The organism is Comamonas humi (assembly GCF_054782535.1).
In genome coordinates this window covers 131,476-148,523 of the sequence record NZ_BAAGSH010000005.1, presented here as the reverse complement: position 1 = coordinate 148,523, position 17,048 = coordinate 131,476, and the positions used below count along the sequence as shown (strand labels likewise).

Sequence of the window (17,048 nt, the reverse complement as noted above, 5' to 3'; positions counted from 1 at the left end):
ATGCCTCACCAAGCCATCCACCACCTGCGCGCCTGGGCCGCCTGCTCCCTGGCCCTGGCCGCCGCTGCGCCTGCGCTGGCGCAGTACACCAGCGACATCGATATCTACAGCGGCATATCGGCCTCGGACCCGCCCAATGTGCTGATCCTGCTGGACAACACGGCCAACTGGAACAACGCCTTCACCAATGAGATCGCCGCGCTCAAGAGCACCATCCAGGCACTGCCGCCGGACAAGTTCCGCGTCGGCCTCATGCTGTTCACCGAGACCGGCAATCCCAACAGCAACGTGGATGGCGGCTACATGCGCGCCGCCATCCGCCCGCTCGACGCGAACTACAAGACCAAGTTCGTGAACCTGCTCGACAGCCTCCACGTCATCAACGACAAGTCCAACGGCGGCAAGGCCGGCAAGACCATGGCCGAGGCCTATTACTACTTCACCGGCGCTGCGCCCAACTCCGGCAACCGCAAAGCCAAGACCGACTACAGCGGCAACACCTCCGGCACTGCCGCATCCAACGCCATCTACCAGCTTTCGGGCAACGCGATCGGCTCCTTCGCCGGATCGCCCTACACCAGCCCCGTCGTCGCCGGCTGTGCACGCAACTACATCATTTACATCAGCAATGGCGCGGTCCAGGACAACAACAGCGACAACACCGATGCCAACAACCGGCTGAATGTGGCCTATACGGCAACCGGCCTGACGCGCCCCGAAACCATGATCTCGCTCACCCCCAATGGCTCGCAGACCAATGTCGCGGACGAGTGGGCAAAATTCATGAAGATGTCCCCCAGCGTCATCACCTCGTTCACGCTCGATGTGGACCGGGTCACCACCGGCCAAGGACCGGGCTGGTCGGCGCTGCTCAAAAGCATGGCCCAGCAAAGCGGCGGCGAATACTACGCCGTGAGCTCGCAAGGCTCCGAGCTGGCGGACAAGCTGCTCTCCACCTTCTTCAAGATCCAGGCCGTCGACAGTGTCTTCGCCTCAGCCAGCCTGCCCATCAGCACCAACGCACGCGGCACCTACCTGAACCAGGTCTTCATGGGCATGTTCCGGCCCGATTCCGAGTCCAAGCCCCGCTGGCGCGGCAACCTCAAGCAGTACCAGTTCAAGTACGACGTCGCCACCGATTCCCTGATGCTCGCGGACGCCAACGGCAATTCCGCCGTCGGCACCACGGGCTTCATCTCGCCCACGGCCGTGTCGTACTGGACCGCGCCCAGCACCTTCTGGGCCAACCAGCAGATGGGCACACCACCGTCAGGATCGGACTCGCCGGACGGCTACGTGGTGGAAAAAGGCGGCATCGCCCAATCGATCCGCACCGCGAACCTCACATCGCAGGCCTCCCGCAACGTCTATACCTGCGTCAATTGCGCCAGCGAAACCAATCTGGCCACGAGCGCCAGCACCCAGTTCGCGGCCAGCAATGCAGCCAACCTCAACGCCCTGTCGGCCAACACCACGGAGCGCGACGCGCTCATCGAGTGGGTTCGCGGCCGAGACAACCGCGGCGATGAAGCCGGCCCAGGCGGCACCACCACCGTACGCCCCACCGTGCATGGCGATGTGCTGCACTCGCGCCCGGCCGTGGTGAACTATGGCAATGGCAACGTCGTGGTGTTCTATGGCGCCAACGATGGCTCGCTGCGAGCCATCAACGGCAAGCAATCGGGTACCGGCGCCGGCCAGGAATTGTGGTCCTTCCTTCCCCAGGAGCACTTCGGCAAGCTCAAGCGCCTGCGCGACAACACGCCCGAGATCCGCATCTCCACCACCCCGGTGCTGACGACCGACCCCACGCCTCCGCTGTTGCGCGACTATTTCGTCGACGGCCCCATCAGCGTCTACCAGAAACTGCGGTCGGACCAGACCACCGAAAAGGCCATCCTGTACATGGGCATGCGGCGCGGCGGCAGGTTCATCTATGCCATAGACATCACCACGCCGGCCGAGCCCAAGTTCCTGTGGAAGCAGGCCGGCTCGGACAGCCCCAGCGATGACTTCTACAAACTTGGCCAGACCTGGTCCGACCCCCGCGTAACCAAGCTGCGCGGCCGCGACAACCCCGTGCTCATCATGGGCGGCGGCTACGACGCCACCGCCGAGGACGCCGCCACGCCCGGGACCACGACCATGGGCAATGCCATCTTTGTGCTGGATGCCATCAACGGAACCCTTATCAAGCGGTTCGACACCACCCGCAGCGTCACGGCCGACGTGGCGGTGGTCGACTCGGACAAGGACGGCTATACCGACCGCGCCTATGCCGCAGACCTGGCGGGCAACCTCTACCGCATCGACCTCGAGAAATCCCTCCCCGCCAACCCGGCCACCGGCGCCGATGCCACGACCTCCACGGCTGTCGCGGACTGGGGCATCTACACGCTGGCCGCGCTGCGCAACGGTGGTACGCGCAAGTTCTTCTATGCGCCAGCCGTCACCACCACCCCCACCTTCACTGCGGTGCAAGTCGGCTCGGGCGACCGGGAAAAGCCCCTGCAGACCACGGGCACCGACGCCTTCTTCACCGTCTTCGACGAGCGCATGACCAAGGGCACGCCCGACAGCTTCACCGCCATCACCACGCTGGGCCAGGTCGGCACCACCGAGAGCAAGGCCAACGGCTGCTACATCCCGTTCGCCTCCGGCGAAAAGGCGGTGAACGCGCCCGCCGCCTTCATGGGCACCACCTACTTCGGCACCAACAAGCCCACTCCGCCCGGCAACACCTGCACGGCCAACCTGGGCGAGGCCAGGGCCTACGAGGCGCCGATGTTCTGCGGCGCCCCGGCCAGCGCGGTCTTCGCCGGCGGCGGCTTGCCGCCCAGCCCCGTCGTCGGCTACGTCCAGGTGCCTGTCGAACGCACGGGTCCGGACGGCCAGACGATCACGACCTACGAAACCAAGCCCTTCGTGACCGGCGGCATCAATTCGGCCCGCTCTCCCATCAGCCCCAAGGACCCGAAGGCGACCGTGAAGGTCCCGCGCAAGAAGCGCTACTGGTTCCAGGAGAAAACGCGCTGAGCCGGCAGGACTGCATAAGAATATGAGCCAAATCAGGCTCCAGCGCTTATCCATCAAGCGCTGATAGCTATCAAAAAAAAGCTCCCGGCGATGACCGGGAGCTTTTTGCGTCAGGTGCTGTTGGGGCAGCCGCCCCGGCCTCAGCCGGCCAGCGCCGCCCGCATCTGGTCGATCACCGACTTGTAATCCGGCTTGCCGAAGATCGCGCTGCCGGCCACGAAGGTGTCTGCGCCGGCATCGGCCACGCGGCGGATGTTGGTTTCCTTGATGCCGCCGTCCACTTCGAGGCGGATGTCCTTGCCCGAGGCCTCGATGCGCTTGCGCGTCTGCTCGATCTTGCGCAGCGTGCTGTCGATGAAGCTCTGGCCGCCGAAGCCAGGGTTCACGCTCATCAGCAGGATCAGGTCGATGTCGTCGATCACCCAGTCCAGCACATCCAGCGGCATCGCCGGATTGAACACCAGACCCGGCTTGCAGCCCTGGGCCCTGATGGCCTGCACGCTGCGGTGCACGTGGGTGGAGGCATCGGGGTGGAAGCTGATGTAGTCCGCACCCGCCTCGGCGAAGGCCGCGGCCAGCGCGTCCACCGGCTGCACCATCAGGTGCACGTCGATGGGTGCGGCCTCGCCGTTGGGCCGCACGGCATGCGGCTTCAGGGCCTGGCAAATCATGGGGCCGAAGGTGAGGTTGGGCACGTAGTGGTTGTCCATCACATCGAAGTGGATCCAGTCGGCGCCAGCGGCCAGCACCGTGCGCACCTCGTCGCCCAGGCGGGCGAAATCGGCGGACAGGATGGAGGGGGCAATGCGGTAGGTTGAGCTCATGGCCCTATTGTCGCAGTTACCATTGACAACATGCCGAAGTACCAGTTTGACGTCTCCGTGACCCCGGAGTACCTGCCCGGACATTCCGCGCCCGCGGCCGGGATCTACCAGTTCGCCTACACCATCGTCATCAGCAACACGGGCGAGGTGCCCGCGCAGCTCATCGCGCGGCACTGGATCATCACCGATGCGAACGGCGAGGTGCAGCAGGTCAAGGGCCTGGGCGTGGTGGGGCACCAGCCGCTGCTGGCGCCGGGCGAATCCTTCCGCTACCAGAGCAGCTGCCGCCTGGCCACGCCGCGCGGCACCATGGAGGGCAGCTATTTCTGCGTGGCCGAGGACGGCGAGCGCTTCGACTGCCCCATCGCGCCCTTCGTGCTGGACGCCGGCCAGCCGCCCGGGCTCACGCCCGAGGTTCCGCAGGGGCGGGTGCTGCACTGATGGGCAAGGGCACATCCACCAACCCGCTGGCCGATCTGCTCGCCACGCTGGACCCCGAGGCGCCGCTGGCCGAGCGCAACCTGTGGCTGATCGACGTGGTTCGCTGGATCCGCGGCGAACAGAACTCCGCCGAAGCTGCCGTCAGCCGCGTGGTGCACCTGCTCGATGCCTTCGAGGCCCATCCACAGGCGCTGGAGAAGCTGCAGTCCTGGTGGGCCAAGACGCTGCAGACCATCGACCTGACGGCGCTGCTGGCCGACTTCGGCTTTGCGCCGCGCACCGCCTTCTTCAACGAGCTGGCCGAGCGCCTGCGCTGGAAGCTGCTGCCGTCCACGCCCGAGACCATCGATGCGTCCGAGCTGTTCTCGCTGGCGCTGCACACGCGCTTCGACGCGCAGTGGCTCAATGCGCTCGACGAAGCCACGCTGGCCCGGCTGGCCCGCCTGCTGTCGCCGGGCTTTGTCGCCATCGAGGCGCCGGTGGTCGTGCCCACGCAGATCGCGCAGAGCGACGTGGCCGATACGGTCACCGCGCCCGCCGGCACCGCGCCCGAGCACTATGGCGCCCATATCTCGCCGTGGCAGCTGCTGGTGCTCAACGCCGTCACCTACTGCGCAGGGCAGATCCTGGCCTCGGGCTTCACGCCCGAGCTGCGCCTGCGCATGAGCGAGACGGCCAAGAACACGCAGCCGTTCTACACGCTGATCAGCGATGTGGAGGCGCTGCGCAAGGAGATGCTGCACCACCGCCCGCAGGCCGCCGAGGTGCAGGCCGCCGAGGCCGCGGTGCGGGCCAGCCTGGACGATTGCCGCGCGGCCGTCGCCTCAATCTACGACCATTTCGAGGAGAACGGCATCTCGGTGGGCATGGTGTTCCGCCTGCGCCAGCTGCGCATGCGAATCCTGCGCGTGCGCGAGCTGCTGGACTGCCTGCTCACGCCCAACCCCGGCGTGATCACCGCCAAGTTCCTGGCCCACCTCGTCGTCGTGGGGCAGGAGCGCCTGAGCGTCAAGGCGCTGATCGCGACCAACTCGTCGCTGCTGGCTGCCAAGGTGGTCGAGCGCAGCGCCGAGACCGGCGAGCACTACATCACCCGCGACAAGGGCGAATACGGCCGCATGGTGCGCAAGGCCGGCGGCGGCGGCCTGGTGATGGCCTTCACCACGCTGGTCAAGTTCGCGCTGCACGCCCTGGCCCTGTCGGCCTTCTGGGGCGGCTTCCTGGCCGGCATCAACTACGCGGTCAGCTTCGTGCTGATCCAACTGCTGCACTTCACCGTGGCCACCAAGCAGCCGGCGATGACGGCGCCCGCCATGGCCGCCAAGCTGCGCGACTCGGGCGACACCGAGGAAGGCGTGCAGTCCTTCGTCGACGAGGTGAGCTTCCTGGTGCGCTCGCAGGTGGCGGCGGTGCTGGGCAACGTGTTCGTGGTGTTCCCGGCCGTGCTGGCGCTCACGCTGCTCTACGCCCGCCTCATGGGCCAGCCCGCCATCAGCGCGGGCACGGCCGAATACACGCTGCAGTCGCTTAATATCCTGGGCCCGTCGGCGCTGTATGCGGCGTTCACCGGCGTGCTGCTGTTCGCCTCGAGCATCATCGCGGGCTGGACGGAGAACTGGTTCGTGCTGCGCCGGCTCGACTCGGCCATCCAGTACAACCCGCGCTTCACCCGCTGGCTGGGCAAGGCGCGCGCGGCGCGCTGGGCGCACTTCATGCGCGACAACATCTCGGGCTTCGCCTCCAACATCTCGCTGGGCTTCATGCTGGGGCTGATACCGGTGTTCGCGCAGTTCTTCGGTCTGCCCATCGACATCCGCCACGTCACGCTGGCCTCGGGGCAGATCGGCGCGGCCGCGGCCAGCCTGGGGCTGCCCGTGCTGCACCTACCGGGCTTCTGGCTGGCGGTGGCGGCGCTGCCGCTGCTCGCCGCGATGAACGTGTCCGTCAGCTTCTACTGCGCCTTCCGCCTCGCGCTGCGCGCGCAGAACGTGGGCACCGTGGAGCGCCGCCATATCTACCAGGCGCTGCTGGCGCGGATCGTCAGGCGCCCGTTCAGCTTCCTGCTGCCCATCCGGCCCCGCAAGGCGGCCCCCGGGGGCGCCGCCACTGCCGCGGTGGGTGAACATGGGTGAGTTCGACCTGATCGCGCGCTACTTCACGCGCCCGGCCCGCGAGGCGGTGCTGGGCGTGGGCGACGACTGCGCGCTGCTGGCGCCGCGGCCCGGCATGCAACTGGCCATCTCCAGCGACATGCTGGTGCAGGGCCGCCACTTCTTCGCCGATGTCGATCCCGCCGCGCTGGGCCACAAGGCGCTGGCGGTGAACCTCAGCGACCTCGCCGCCTGCGGCGCGCGGCCGCTGGCCTTCACGCTGGCGCTGGCGCTGCCACAGGTGGACGAGCCCTGGCTCGCAGGCTTTTCCGCCGGGCTGCTGGCGCTGGCCGACGCGCATGGCTGCGAACTGGTCGGCGGCGACACCACGCAGGGCCCGCTCAACATCTGCATCACCGTCTTCGGCGAAGTGCCCGCCGGCCAGGCCCTGCTGCGCAGCGGCGCCCGCCCCGGCGACGACCTCTACGTGAGCGGCACGCTGGGCGACGCCCGCCTCGCGCTCGAAGCGCTGCTCGACCACATCGAGCTGCCGGCCGACGCGCTGCAGGCCGCGCGCCAGCGGCTCGAACGCCCCACGCCGCGCGTGGCGCTGGGCATGGCGCTGCGCGGCATCGCCAGCAGCGCGTTGGATGTGAGCGACGGCCTCACCGGCGACCTGGGCCATATCCTCAAGGCCAGCGGCGTGGGCGCCACGCTGGACGCCTCCATCACTTCACAATTGATAGCTGCTCGCGCTTTATTCACGGGTTCTGTAGGCCAATTTTCGTCAAACCTCCTGCACCAGTGCACGCTGGCCGGCGGCGACGACTACGAGTTGGCCTTCACCGCCCCCGCCGCGCGGCGCGAGGCCGTGCAGGCCGCGGCACTGCAGGCCGGCGTGCCGGTCACGCGCATCGGCACGGTGGACAGCGCGCCCGGGCTGCGCGTGCTGGATGGCGCTGGCCAGCCGCTGGCGGCGGGCTATGCCTCGTTCGACCACTTTGGCTAGCCTCCCATGATCGTCCGCGACCGCCCCTCGCTGCTGCGCCTGTTCTTCATCGTGCGCGGCTCGGTGGTCGTGCGCATCTACCCGCAGCTGCTGCTGGTGTTCGCGCTGGCCTGCCTGGTGGTGGCGCTGCACCGCGGCTACCCCGGCTCGGTGCCGGCCATGTCCAGCGCACCGTTCTCGCTGCTGGGCATGGCGCTGTCGATCTTCCTGGGCTTTCGCAACAACGCCAGCTACGACCGCTGGTGGGAGGCGCGCAAGGACTGGGGCCAGCTCATCACCACGCTGCGCGACTTCGCGCGGCAGACGCAATTGCTGCCGGACACGCCCGAGGGCCAGGCGCAGCGCCGCGCCCTGCTGCAGCCCTGCATGGCCTTCGCGCACCTGCTGGTCGACCACCTGCGGCCCCATGCCCCGCGCGGCAAGGCCACGCCCTGGCTGCCACCCGAGCTGCAGCAGCAACTCGCGGCCAGCCGCAACGTGCCCGACCTGGTGCTGCGCCACATCGGCGCGCAACTCGCCCAGCTGCGGCGGGGGCTGTGCATCAGCGACATCGAGTACAGCCTGCTCGACGCCAGCATTGGCCGCATGTCGGCCGTGCTCGCGGCCTGCGAGCGCATCCGCAACACGCCGGTGCCCTTCGGCTACACGCTGCTGCTGCACCGCACCGCCTACCTGTTCTGCTTTCTGCTGCCCTTCGGCTTTGTCGACACGCTGGGCTGGGCCACGCCGTTTGCCGCCACGCTCGTGGCCTACACCTTCTTCGGCCTCGATGCGCTGGGCGAAGAATTGGAGGAGCCCTTCGGCCACCGGCCGAACGCCCTGCCCATCGGTGCGCTGGCCGACGTGATCGAGATCAACCTGCGCGAGGCGCTGGGCGAGACGGACCTGCCGCCGCTGCCCGTGCCGGTGGACGACCTGCTGACCTAGCTTGCCCCGTCTGGCGCAGACGTTATGCCACGCGGCGCGTGGCAATGGGCCTATCATCGCCCCCATGAGTGAGCAAGTTTTCGAACTGCAGGAACCCAGCGCCGAGCCGCCGCCGCAAGGCCCGCGCCGTGCCACGGCGCGCTTCATGCTGGAGCACCCGCTGCACTGGGTGGCGCTGGGCTTCGGCTCGGGCCTGAGCCCCAAAGCGCCGGGCACGGTGGGCACGCTGTGGGCCTGGGTGGCCTACCTGGTGATGCAGCACTGGCTGTCCGCACGCGCCATCGGCGTGGTGATCGCCGTCTCCATCGTGCTGGGCTGGTGGGCCTGCACCGCCACCGCGCGCCACCTGCGCGTGGCCGATCCGGGCAGCATCGTGTGGGACGAGGTCGTCGCCTTCTGGCTGGTGCTGTGGCTGGCCATGCCCATGGGCCTGCTTGGCCAGGCCGCGGCGTTCGCGCTGTTCCGCTTCTTCGACGCCGCCAAGCCCGGGCCGGTGCGCTGGGCCGACCAGTTGTTCAAGGGCTTTGGCTGGCGCGGCGGCTGGGGCATCATCTGGGACGACCTGGTGGCCGCGTTCTGCACCCTGCTGGTCATCGCGCTGTGGAGGCACTTCGTATGAGCACCGCTTCATTGCTGCTGAAAGGCGAGCACCCTGCGCCCTTCTATGTAGCGCAGCTGGCCGAAATCCTGCCGCGCAAGGGCTGGATGCTGGCCACCGCCGAGAGCTGCACCGGCGGCCTGATCTCTGGCGCCTGCACCGAGCGCCCCGGCTCCAGCACCTGGCTAGACTGCGGCTTCGTCACCTATTCCAACCAGGCCAAGACGGCGCTGCTGGGCGTGCCCACCGACATGGTCATGGAATACGGCGCCGTCAGCGAGCCGGTGGCCCGCGCCATGGCGCAGGGCGCCTGCGCGCAGTCGCGGGCCCAGGTGAGCGTGGCCGTCACCGGCGTGGCCGGCCCCGACGGCGGCACGCCGGCCAAGCCGGTCGGCACGGTCTGGTTCGGCTGGCAGGTGGCGGGGCAGACCTTCAGCGAATGCATGCATTTCGAGGGCGACCGTGCCGCCATCCGCCAGGCCACGGTGGTGCATGCGCTCAAGCGCCTGCTGGAGCACCTGGGCAGCGGCGGCTGACACTGTCAGTCTTGGCCGACATGCATCGGCTCGATTGGCCGATGCCCGGCACCGCGCCAGCGGGCCATACTGGAACCATCCTCCTCGCCTCGGGTCTTACCCATGCGAGCGCACGATGCTCTGGAAAGGAGAAACCCCATGAAGCACAGCACCTGGATTCTTGCCCCGCTGCTTGCCGGCGTACTCGGCCTGAGCGGCTGCAGCAACCCACCCACCAAGGCCCAGATCGGTACCGGCGTAGGCGCCGTGGCCGGCGGCATCATGGGCGATGCGGTGTTCGGCTCCACGCTGGGCACCGTGGGTGGCGCCGCCGCCGGTGCGCTGATCGGCAACCGGGTCGGTGACAAGATGGATTGAGCGAGCCGAGGGCGGCCTGACCTCCGCCCCGCTTTTGCTTACACACCACCACACACAAAACACCTCGTTACCTTGAGGCGCACCCTCTCTCACGAGAGTTACACCTGAGGTGCTGCGCCGGGCCGCCAGGCCGCTTACGATAACGACCATACATCTGTTGCGCCAGGTGCGTCCGCCTTGAAGGCAAGCGCCGGGTCTTGGGGGTTCGAGACCGCAGCAGACTCTGTCAGGAGAAAAACTATGAAGAAATCCGTTTTTGTTATTTCCATGGCTCTGGCCGCGACGCTGAGCCTGGGTGCCTGCAGCACCCGTCCCACCAACGCGCAGATCGGTACCGGCGTAGGCGCCGTGGCCGGCGGTGCCGTGGGCCATGTGCTGTTCGGCTCGTTGATCGGTACCGTGGGCGGTGCCGCCGCCGGCGCCCTGCTGGGCAACGAAGTGGGCCGCCGCACCCGCTGACCGCCGCTCTTCGCCCCACCCAACCGCGCCGATCCGGCGCGGTTTTGTTTTATCGGCCCTGCATCAGGCCGGCCAGGATGAAGGCAATGATCAGCGCCGCGATCACCGCCAGCGCGATCTTGACCCAGCTGTACGGCTGCTCGCCGGCGATCTGGCCGGTGTAACCATTGGCCACGATCTGGTAGCTCTTGGCCCCGTAGGTGTAGCTCACCAGCCACACAGGCACCAGCACATGCTTGAAGGTGCGGCCCTGGTACAGGCGCTGCACCTGCAGGCTGCGGTAGGTGTCGCCGGGGATCTGCCGGGCGCACAGCGCCTGCACCTGCTGGTCCATGTCCGATTCATTGAGCTGGGCGGCGCGGCCCAGGTCGACCTGGTAGCGCTCCACCGTCCAGCCGCGCACGAACTCGGGCGAGTACGGCTTGAGCTCGGTGGTGGTCGGGAAAGGCTCGACCTTGCGCAGCAGGTTCTGGTGGATGCCTACGGTGCCGGGCACCAGCTCGTCGTCGAAGAAGTGCTGCAGGCTGCCGGATGCGGGCTCCCAGCGCACATGCTGCACCTGGCGAGTCTGCACGTTGCCGTTGGCGTCGCGGTACTGCTCGGTGGTGTAGTAGTAATAGCCGGCGTCGGCCCGCCACTCGGCCTGCACATGGGCGTCGAAGGTCCAGTACGGCAGGTAGATTCCCTTGAGCGTGTCGGTGAGCGCGGCGCTCCTGAGCTTGTTTGGCGCGAACCAGCGCGAGCCGTACCACTGGCGGATGCGGTCGCGGATCTGCCCGTCGCTGACCTTGAACGGCAGCAGGCTCTGCGGCGTGATGGCGTCGTTGTTCTCCTCGTGCGCCTGGATCGCGGGCGAGCCGCAGAAGTCGCAGCGCTGCGCCACCCGCCCGTCGACGAAGACCGAAATGGCCCGGCAGTTCTGGCACTGGTATTCGCGCCGCTCGGGGCCCCAGCCCCGGCCCGAGGCCGGGTTGGCCAGCGCGGCGGCCAGGTCCTGCTCCAGCACGGTTTCGCCCAGCGCGGCCTGCTGCTCGTCCGTCCACGGCACGGTGGTGCCGCAGTAGGGGCATTTCAGCGACTGGGCCTTGGGGTTCCATTCCAGGTTGCCGCCGCACTCGGGGCAGGTGTGCCGCCCCACCATCCTGGCCTGGCTGGATTCGGCCGCGGCGAAAGCACTCGTGTCGTTCACAAGAAAAACCCGATCAAACGCTTATACAGAAAGCGCTGATAGCTATATATCAAATAGCAATCAGCGCTTGGTGGCAGATCAGCCGCGCAGGAATTCGTTCAGCGCGTCCTGCGAGATGCGCCAGGCGCTGCCGATCTTGCGGGCCTTGAGGTTGCCGGCCTCGATCTCGGCCATCACGTCCGGCACCGAGACGCCCAGCGCCTGCGCGGCCTGCTCGGGCGTGAGCACCTGCACGCCGCCCGCGGGCGCGGCCGCCTGGGGCGCTTGCGCCGCCTGCGCGGCCTGGGCCGCGGCGGGCGAGAAGGGATCGGCCGCCGGCTGGCCCGGCTGCTGCATGCCCTTCATCATCTCCTGCGCCATGCCGAAGCCCATGGCCATGGTGGCGGGGATGGTCGCGGCCGCCGCACCCTCTCCGCCATTGGCCATGGCCTGGCCCATCTGGTACTTGACGTAGTCGTTCAGGTTGCCGATGGCGCTCATGCTGGAGCGCTTGTCGATGGCCTCTTCCACCTCGGGCGGCACCGACACGTTCTCGAGCATGAAGCTGGTGATCTCCAGGCCGTACTTGTCGCGCACCGCGGGGTTGATGAGCTGCAGCAGCGCGTCGCCCATCTCGGAGTAGCGCTGCGCCACGTCCAGCACCGGCACATGGGCCTTGGCCAGCGCCTCGCTGAAGATGCTAACGATGCGCGAGCGCATGGTGTCGGCGAACTCGTCGAGGCGGAAATTCTGGTCGGTGCCCGCCACTTCCTTGAGGAACTTGGCGGCCTCGACGATGCGGAAGTCGTAGGTGCCGAAGGCGCGGATGCGGACCACGCCGAAGTCCTGGTCGCGCAGCATCACCGGGTTGGAGGTGCCCCACTTGTTGCCGGTGAACAGGCGCGTGTTGACGTAGTACACGTCGCACTTGAACGGCGACTCGAAGCCGTACTTCCAGCCGCGCAGCGTCGACAGGATCGGGATGTTCTGCGTCGTCAGCTGGTGGCGGCCGGGATTGAACAGGTCGGCGAACTGGCCCTCGGAGACGAACTGCACCTGCTGCGACTCGCGCACGATGAGCTGTGCGCCGTTCTTGATTTCCTTGTCCTGGTCGGGCCAGCGGTAGGACAGCGTATCCCGCGAGTCGTCCGTCCACTCGATGACTTCGATCAGTTGCTTGGTGATGATGTTCATGAGGTTCATGACAGATCCTTTGGACAGAAAAAAAGCGGGTTCCGAAAACAGCGGACTATTCTATGCGCCGCAGCATTTCTTGTATTTCTTGCCGCTGCCGCAGGGGCAGGGGTCGTTGCGGCCGGGCGTGTCGCCCTTGACGATGGTGACCTGGCGCGGGCCCATGCTCTTCCACAGCCGGCGCAGGTCGTAGACCGCCCAGATGGCCTCGCCCAGCGCCTCGATGCGCTCCTGGCTGACGCTGGGCTCGCCGTCCTCGTCGTACAGGTTCAGCGTGGGCGCGGCGTTGTCGTCCTCGCTCAGCAGCTCCACCGCTTCGAGCGCGTCGGCCAGCCAGCCGGCATTCTCCTTGTCGCGCGGCGGCTGCCAGTCGTCGGCCCAGTGCTCCACCACGAACATATAGCCCAGCGCCCACATCTGCGCCAGCGAAGGCACCTCGCCCTCGCTCACGGCCTCGGCGCGCTCGGCCTCGTCCATGCCGGCGAGCGCGCCGCGCATGTCGATGAATTCGGGCTGGTAGGCATCGTCATCGTCCAGCGCCTGGGCCTGGCCGTCGAGCTGCTCGGCCGCCTCGTCCCAGCGCTGCTGCCACAGCTCCAGGAAGCGCGCTTGCTGCGCCGCATCGGCAAACACCGGCAGCACGGGCAGGCTGCCGTCGGCCGCCGGCACCAGGGCCTCGCCGTCGCCCAGCAGCACGGGCAGGAACTCCCCGGCGGGCACGGGGCGGCGCGTGCAGACCAGCGCGGCCAGGAAGCCGTCGCAGAACTCCCACTGCGGCACGCCGTCGTCGCGCGAGTGCAGGTCGTTGAGCAGATCGTCCAGTTCGGACAGGCGCAGCGACGACGGATCGTCGTCCAGGGACAGGTCAGGAGCAGTCATGGGGTATGGCGGTGCAGAAAAATGGATGGGGCGGCAGACCCTATGATGGTCTCCCGCGTCAAGGTACGGCAGTGTAGCCGTGGGACCATTGCATGATCCATCAGCTCAACAAACTCTACCCGGTGCGCTACACCGTGTTCATCCTCTGCATGCTGCTGCTGGCGTTCAGCCTGGCGGCGCTGCTCACCGACGGCCCGGCCTGGTGGTGGCTGGGCGTGCTGGCCGGCGCGGCGCTGGTGGCGCTGGGGTTCTACGACCTGCGGCAGACGCGCCACGCCATCCTGCGCAACTACCCGGTGATCGGCCACATGCGCTTCTTCCTGGAGTTCATCCGCCCCGAGATGCGCCAGTATTTCATCGAGAGCGACACCGAGGCGCTGCCGTTCTCGCGCGCGCAGCGCTCGCTGGTCTACCAGCGCGCCAAGGGCGAGCCGGACAACCGCCCCTTCGGCACGCTGATGAATGTGAGCGCGCAGGGCTATGAGTGGGTGAACCACTCGCTCGCGCCCACCAGGCTCGATGGCCACGACTTCCGCGTCACCATCGGCGCCAGCCCCGACGCGCCGGCCGGCTCGGACTCGGCCTGCACCCAGCCCTACGAGGCCAGCGTGTTCAACATCTCGGCGATGAGCTTCGGCGCGCTGTCGGCCAACGCCATCCTGGCGCTGAACCGGGGCGCGAAGATCGGCGGCTTCGCGCACGACACCGGCGAGGGCTCGATCTCCGAGCACCACCGCGTGAACGGCGGCGACCTGATCTGGGAGATCGGCTCGGGCTACTTCGGCTGCCGCAACCCCGACGGCACGTTCAGCGAGGAGAAGTTCATCACCAACGCCACGCAGCCGCAGGTGAAGATGGTCGAGATCAAGCTCAGCCAGGGCGCCAAGCCCGGCCACGGCGGCGTGCTGCCGGGCGCCAAGGTCACGCCCGAGATCGCGGCCGCGCGCGGCGTGCCGGTGGGCGTGGACTGCATCTCGCCGGCCAGCCACAGCGCCTTCTCCACGCCCGAGGAGATGATGCACTTCATCGCCCGGCTGCGGCGCCTGTCGGGCGGCAAGCCCACGGGCTTCAAGTTCTGCGTGGGCCACCCCTGGGAATGGTTCGGCATGGTCAAGGCCATGCTCAAGACCGGCATCACGCCGGACTTCATCGTCGTCGACGGCGCCGAGGGCGGCACCGGCGCGGCGCCGGTGGAGTTCAGCGACCACATCGGCGTGCCGCTGCAGGAAGGCCTGCTGCTGGTGCACAACACCCTGGTGGGCGTGAACCTGCGCGGGCGCATCCGGATCGGCGCGGCCGGCAAGGTCATCAGCGCCTTCGACATCGCGCGCATGATGGCGCTGGGCGCGGACTGGTGCAACGCCGGGCGCGGCTTCATGATGGCGCTGGGCTGCATCCAGGCCCAGAGCTGCCACACCGGCCACTGCCCCACCGGCGTGACCACGCAGGACCCGCTGCGCCAGCAGGCCCTGGTGGTGCCCGACAAGGCGCTGCGCGTGGCGCAGTTCCACAAGAGCACGCTGCATGCGCTGCAGGAGATGGTGCAGGCCGCCGGGCTGCAGCACCCGGGCGACTTCAGCGCCCACCACATCGTGCGCCGCATCAGCGACACCGAGGTGCGCCTGCTGTCCAACCTGCTGATGCAGGTGCAGCCCGGCGCGCTGCTGAACGACATGGAACGCCAGCACCAGGTCTTCCGCACCTACTGGCCGCTGGCCAGCGCCGAGAGCTTCCAGGCCGCGACGCCAGCGATCAAGCCGTCGGCGCCGCGCGCCCGCAAGGCCGAGGAGCGCCAGAGCACCGGCACCAGCGGCGACAATGCAGCCCTGATCTGAAACCCCGCCTTCCCGCCCCCAAGCCTTGAACAACGCCCTCACCGCCACCGACTACGCCGCCTTCCTGCGGACGCACCTGCCCACCCAGGACTTCAACGTGGTGCGCTACGAGCTGCCCGGCGAATCGGTCTGGCTCAAGCGCGCCGGCCCGCCCATCGCCGCCTGGCGCTACCGCCTGCTGGGCCTGCTCGCGCGGCTGCTGAAGGTGGACGTGCTGCGGCCCGTGGTCAACCCCGGCGGCCGCGAGGCCATCGCCACCGAGGTGCAGCGGCTGCGCGACCTGGCCGCGCGCGGGCTGCGCGTGCCCACGGTGCTGGCCGCCCAGGAAGATGGCTTCCTGATGCGCCACCTGGGCGCACCGGACCAGGCCACGCCCTCGCTGGCCGACGAGATCGAGAGCGCCGCCCGCCATGCGCCGCAGCAGGCGCTGTGGCTGTGGCGGCGCGGCTTTGCCGCCATGCAGCGGGTGCACGGCAGCGGCACCTGCCTGAGCCAGGGCTTTGCGCGCAACATGGTGCGCTGCCCCGACGACGTGATCGGCTACATCGACTTCGAGGACGATCCGCTCGCCACGCTGCCGCGCGAGCTGTGCATCGTCAAGGACGCGCTGTGCTATGCCCACTCCACCGCGCTGTTCCTGCGCCAGGCCGGCATGCTCGATGCGGCGCGCCAGCACTGGCGGCAATGGCACGGCCAGCTCGACGCCGCGACGCGCGAGGCGCTGGACACCACGCTGCGCCAGATGCGCTGGGTGGGCCGCCTGCCCGACAGCCGCCGCCTGGGCCGCGACACGCAGCGCCTGCGCGCGGTGTACGACCTGCTGGCCGCCTAGGCTCCCGCCCCCAGCTGCCGGCTGGCATCCGCCGCCGCGGCGATCACGGCCTGCGCGATTGCGCCGCGCGGATCGGGGTCGAAGCCGCCGCTGGCGCCCAGCGCGCACAGCACGGCCGCCACGCGGCCGGTGTAGTCCAGCAGCGGCGCGGCCACGGCGCTGATGCCCGGCAGGTTGGTGTCGCACACGCTGGCGCAGCCGGCGGCGCGGACCTGCTCGCGCAGCCGCCCCAGCGGATCGTCCGCATCCAGCTGCGCCCGGCGTGCGGCGGGCGCCTCGCGCCATTCCTGCTGCAGCAGGTGGTCGTAGCCGGCATCGGGCGCAAAGGCGAAGAAGGCCCGGCCGGTGGCCGACCACAGCATCGGCAGCACCGAGCCCACGCGGGCATTCACCGTCACCGGCAGCGCCGGCTCCTCGATGCGCACGATGGTCGGCCCCAGGTTGCCCATCACCGCCACCAGGCAGGTGACCGACAGCGCATCGCGCAGGTGCAGCAGCGCCGGCTCGGCCACGCGCACCGGGTCGCACTGGCGCATGGCGGCCAGGCCGACGCGGATGGACTCCAGGCCCAGCGCGTAGAGCTGGTTGTTCGGGTCCTGCGCCACCAGGCCCTCGTCCATCAGGCTGGCGAGGTAGCGGTGCACCTTGGCGGGGTTCTCGCCTATCGATTGCGCCACCGCCGTGAGGCTGGCGCGGCCGCCCAGCTGCGCCAGCGCCTTGAGCACCACCACGCAGGTCTGCGCCGCCTGCACGCGCTGGCGGCGCCCGGGGGCCGGCTCGGCAGCAATGGCTGGGGCGGCGGGGTCGGAATGCTTTTTCATATCAATTCAATAGCAGCTTGCGCTTGATACATAAGGGCCAGA

16 protein-coding genes are annotated in these 17,048 nt (G+C 68.5%); 11 read left to right on the top strand and 5 right to left on the bottom strand.

Going from position 1 to position 17,048, the window contains the following annotated elements; translation table 11 throughout:
- Positions 1 to 3,036: a pilus assembly protein gene (locus ACYVKR_RS05000; protein ID WP_460479700.1), complete on the top strand. Its 3,036-nt coding sequence runs from the start codon at positions 1 to 3 to the stop codon at positions 3,034 to 3,036.
- Between the two features lie 140 nt (positions 3,037 to 3,176).
- Here ACYVKR_RS05000 and rpe read toward each other — a convergent pair whose 3' ends face one another.
- A complete protein-coding gene (gene rpe, locus ACYVKR_RS04995; RefSeq protein ID WP_460479699.1) occupies positions 3,177 to 3,860 on the bottom strand; it encodes a ribulose-phosphate 3-epimerase in 684 nt (227 codons plus the stop codon).
- A gap of 30 nt (positions 3,861 to 3,890) precedes the next feature.
- Between rpe and apaG the strand changes: the two genes are divergently transcribed.
- From apaG to ACYVKR_RS04955, 8 genes are all read left to right on the top strand, one after another.
- Positions 3,891 to 4,301, top strand: a complete 411-nt coding sequence (apaG, locus tag ACYVKR_RS04990) for a Co(2+)/Mg(2+) efflux protein ApaG (protein ID WP_460479698.1) — start codon at positions 3,891 to 3,893, stop codon at positions 4,299 to 4,301.
- On the top strand, positions 4,301 to 6,433 hold the full coding sequence (locus ACYVKR_RS04985) for a site-specific recombinase (RefSeq protein ID WP_460479697.1): 2,133 nt from the start codon (positions 4,301 to 4,303) through the stop codon (positions 6,431 to 6,433). The genes apaG and ACYVKR_RS04985 overlap by 1 nt, the downstream gene beginning before the upstream one ends.
- Positions 6,426 to 7,400, top strand: coding sequence for a thiamine-phosphate kinase (gene thiL / locus ACYVKR_RS04980; protein ID WP_460479696.1), 975 nt, complete (start codon positions 6,426 to 6,428; stop codon positions 7,398 to 7,400). Before ACYVKR_RS04985 ends, thiL begins: the two co-directional genes overlap by 8 nt.
- A 6-nt stretch (positions 7,401 to 7,406) precedes the next feature.
- Complete coding sequence (locus ACYVKR_RS04975) at positions 7,407 to 8,327, top strand: bestrophin family protein (RefSeq protein WP_460479695.1); 921 nt, start codon at positions 7,407 to 7,409, stop codon at positions 8,325 to 8,327.
- 64 nt (positions 8,328 to 8,391) lie between these two features.
- Positions 8,392 to 8,946, top strand: coding sequence for a phosphatidylglycerophosphatase A family protein (locus ACYVKR_RS04970; RefSeq protein ID WP_460479694.1), 555 nt, complete (start codon positions 8,392 to 8,394; stop codon positions 8,944 to 8,946).
- Positions 8,943 to 9,461 carry a CinA family protein gene (locus ACYVKR_RS04965; RefSeq protein ID WP_460479693.1) on the top strand — a complete coding sequence of 173 codons (519 nt, stop codon included), beginning with the start codon at positions 8,943 to 8,945 and terminating at the stop codon, positions 9,459 to 9,461. The genes ACYVKR_RS04970 and ACYVKR_RS04965 overlap by 4 nt, the downstream gene beginning before the upstream one ends.
- Before the next feature lie 138 nt (positions 9,462 to 9,599).
- The gene (locus tag ACYVKR_RS04960) at positions 9,600 to 9,818 is read left to right on the top strand and encodes a glycine zipper domain-containing protein (protein ID WP_460479692.1); all 219 of its coding nucleotides are present in this window, start codon (positions 9,600 to 9,602) and stop codon (positions 9,816 to 9,818) included.
- Positions 9,819 to 10,058: 240 nt separating this feature from the next.
- A complete protein-coding gene (locus ACYVKR_RS04955) occupies positions 10,059 to 10,277 on the top strand; it encodes a glycine zipper 2TM domain-containing protein (RefSeq protein WP_460479691.1) in 219 nt (72 codons plus the stop codon).
- A gap of 49 nt (positions 10,278 to 10,326) precedes the next feature.
- On the opposite strand, the gene ACYVKR_RS04950 is transcribed toward ACYVKR_RS04955, so the two are convergent.
- From ACYVKR_RS04950 to ACYVKR_RS04940, 3 genes are all read right to left on the bottom strand, one after another.
- The gene (locus ACYVKR_RS04950) at positions 10,327 to 11,418 is read right to left on the bottom strand and encodes a TFIIB-type zinc ribbon-containing protein (RefSeq protein ID WP_460480074.1); all 1,092 of its coding nucleotides are present in this window, start codon (positions 11,416 to 11,418) and stop codon (positions 10,327 to 10,329) included.
- Positions 11,419 to 11,544: 126 nt separating this feature from the next.
- Positions 11,545 to 12,648, bottom strand: a complete 1,104-nt coding sequence (locus ACYVKR_RS04945; RefSeq protein ID WP_460479690.1) for an SPFH domain-containing protein — start codon at positions 12,646 to 12,648, stop codon at positions 11,545 to 11,547.
- Between the two features lie 51 nt (positions 12,649 to 12,699).
- Positions 12,700 to 13,518, bottom strand: a complete 819-nt coding sequence (locus ACYVKR_RS04940; protein ID WP_460479689.1) for a YecA/YgfB family protein — start codon at positions 13,516 to 13,518, stop codon at positions 12,700 to 12,702.
- 92 nt (positions 13,519 to 13,610) lie between these two features.
- Here ACYVKR_RS04940 and ACYVKR_RS04935 point away from each other — a divergent pair, with 92 nt between their 5' ends.
- The gene (locus ACYVKR_RS04935) at positions 13,611 to 15,353 is read left to right on the top strand and encodes an FMN-binding glutamate synthase family protein (protein ID WP_460479688.1); all 1,743 of its coding nucleotides are present in this window, start codon (positions 13,611 to 13,613) and stop codon (positions 15,351 to 15,353) included.
- A 25-nt stretch (positions 15,354 to 15,378) separates the two neighbouring features.
- Complete coding sequence (locus ACYVKR_RS04930; protein WP_460479687.1) at positions 15,379 to 16,185, top strand: hypothetical protein; 807 nt, start codon at positions 15,379 to 15,381, stop codon at positions 16,183 to 16,185.
- On the opposite strand, the gene ACYVKR_RS04925 is transcribed toward ACYVKR_RS04930, so the two are convergent.
- On the bottom strand, positions 16,182 to 17,006 hold the full coding sequence (locus tag ACYVKR_RS04925) for an IclR family transcriptional regulator (protein ID WP_460479686.1): 825 nt from the start codon (positions 17,004 to 17,006) through the stop codon (positions 16,182 to 16,184). The two genes, ACYVKR_RS04930 and ACYVKR_RS04925, sit on opposite strands and share 4 nt — an antisense overlap.
- Positions 17,007 to 17,048: the final 42 nt, after the last annotated feature.

Coding starts and splice junctions, on each gene's coding strand:
- ACYVKR_RS05000 (WP_460479700.1), top strand. CDS start 1: ATGCCTCACCAAGCCATCCACCACCTGCGCGCCTGGGCCGCCTGCTCC.
- rpe (WP_460479699.1), bottom strand. CDS start 3,860: ATGAGCTCAACCTACCGCATTGCCCCCTCCATCCTGTCCGCCGATTTC.
- apaG (WP_460479698.1), top strand. CDS start 3,891: ATGCCGAAGTACCAGTTTGACGTCTCCGTGACCCCGGAGTACCTGCCC.
- ACYVKR_RS04985 (WP_460479697.1), top strand. CDS start 4,301: ATGGGCAAGGGCACATCCACCAACCCGCTGGCCGATCTGCTCGCCACG.
- thiL (WP_460479696.1), top strand. CDS start 6,426: ATGGGTGAGTTCGACCTGATCGCGCGCTACTTCACGCGCCCGGCCCGC.
- ACYVKR_RS04975 (WP_460479695.1), top strand. CDS start 7,407: ATGATCGTCCGCGACCGCCCCTCGCTGCTGCGCCTGTTCTTCATCGTG.
- ACYVKR_RS04970 (WP_460479694.1), top strand. CDS start 8,392: ATGAGTGAGCAAGTTTTCGAACTGCAGGAACCCAGCGCCGAGCCGCCG.
- ACYVKR_RS04965 (WP_460479693.1), top strand. CDS start 8,943: ATGAGCACCGCTTCATTGCTGCTGAAAGGCGAGCACCCTGCGCCCTTC.
- ACYVKR_RS04960 (WP_460479692.1), top strand. CDS start 9,600: ATGAAGCACAGCACCTGGATTCTTGCCCCGCTGCTTGCCGGCGTACTC.
- ACYVKR_RS04955 (WP_460479691.1), top strand. CDS start 10,059: ATGAAGAAATCCGTTTTTGTTATTTCCATGGCTCTGGCCGCGACGCTG.
- ACYVKR_RS04950 (WP_460480074.1), bottom strand. CDS start 11,418: ATGGTGGGGCGGCACACCTGCCCCGAGTGCGGCGGCAACCTGGAATGG.
- ACYVKR_RS04945 (WP_460479690.1), bottom strand. CDS start 12,648: ATGAACCTCATGAACATCATCACCAAGCAACTGATCGAAGTCATCGAG.
- ACYVKR_RS04940 (WP_460479689.1), bottom strand. CDS start 13,518: ATGACTGCTCCTGACCTGTCCCTGGACGACGATCCGTCGTCGCTGCGC.
- ACYVKR_RS04935 (WP_460479688.1), top strand. CDS start 13,611: ATGATCCATCAGCTCAACAAACTCTACCCGGTGCGCTACACCGTGTTC.
- ACYVKR_RS04925 (WP_460479686.1), bottom strand. CDS start 17,006: ATGAAAAAGCATTCCGACCCCGCCGCCCCAGCCATTGCTGCCGAGCCG.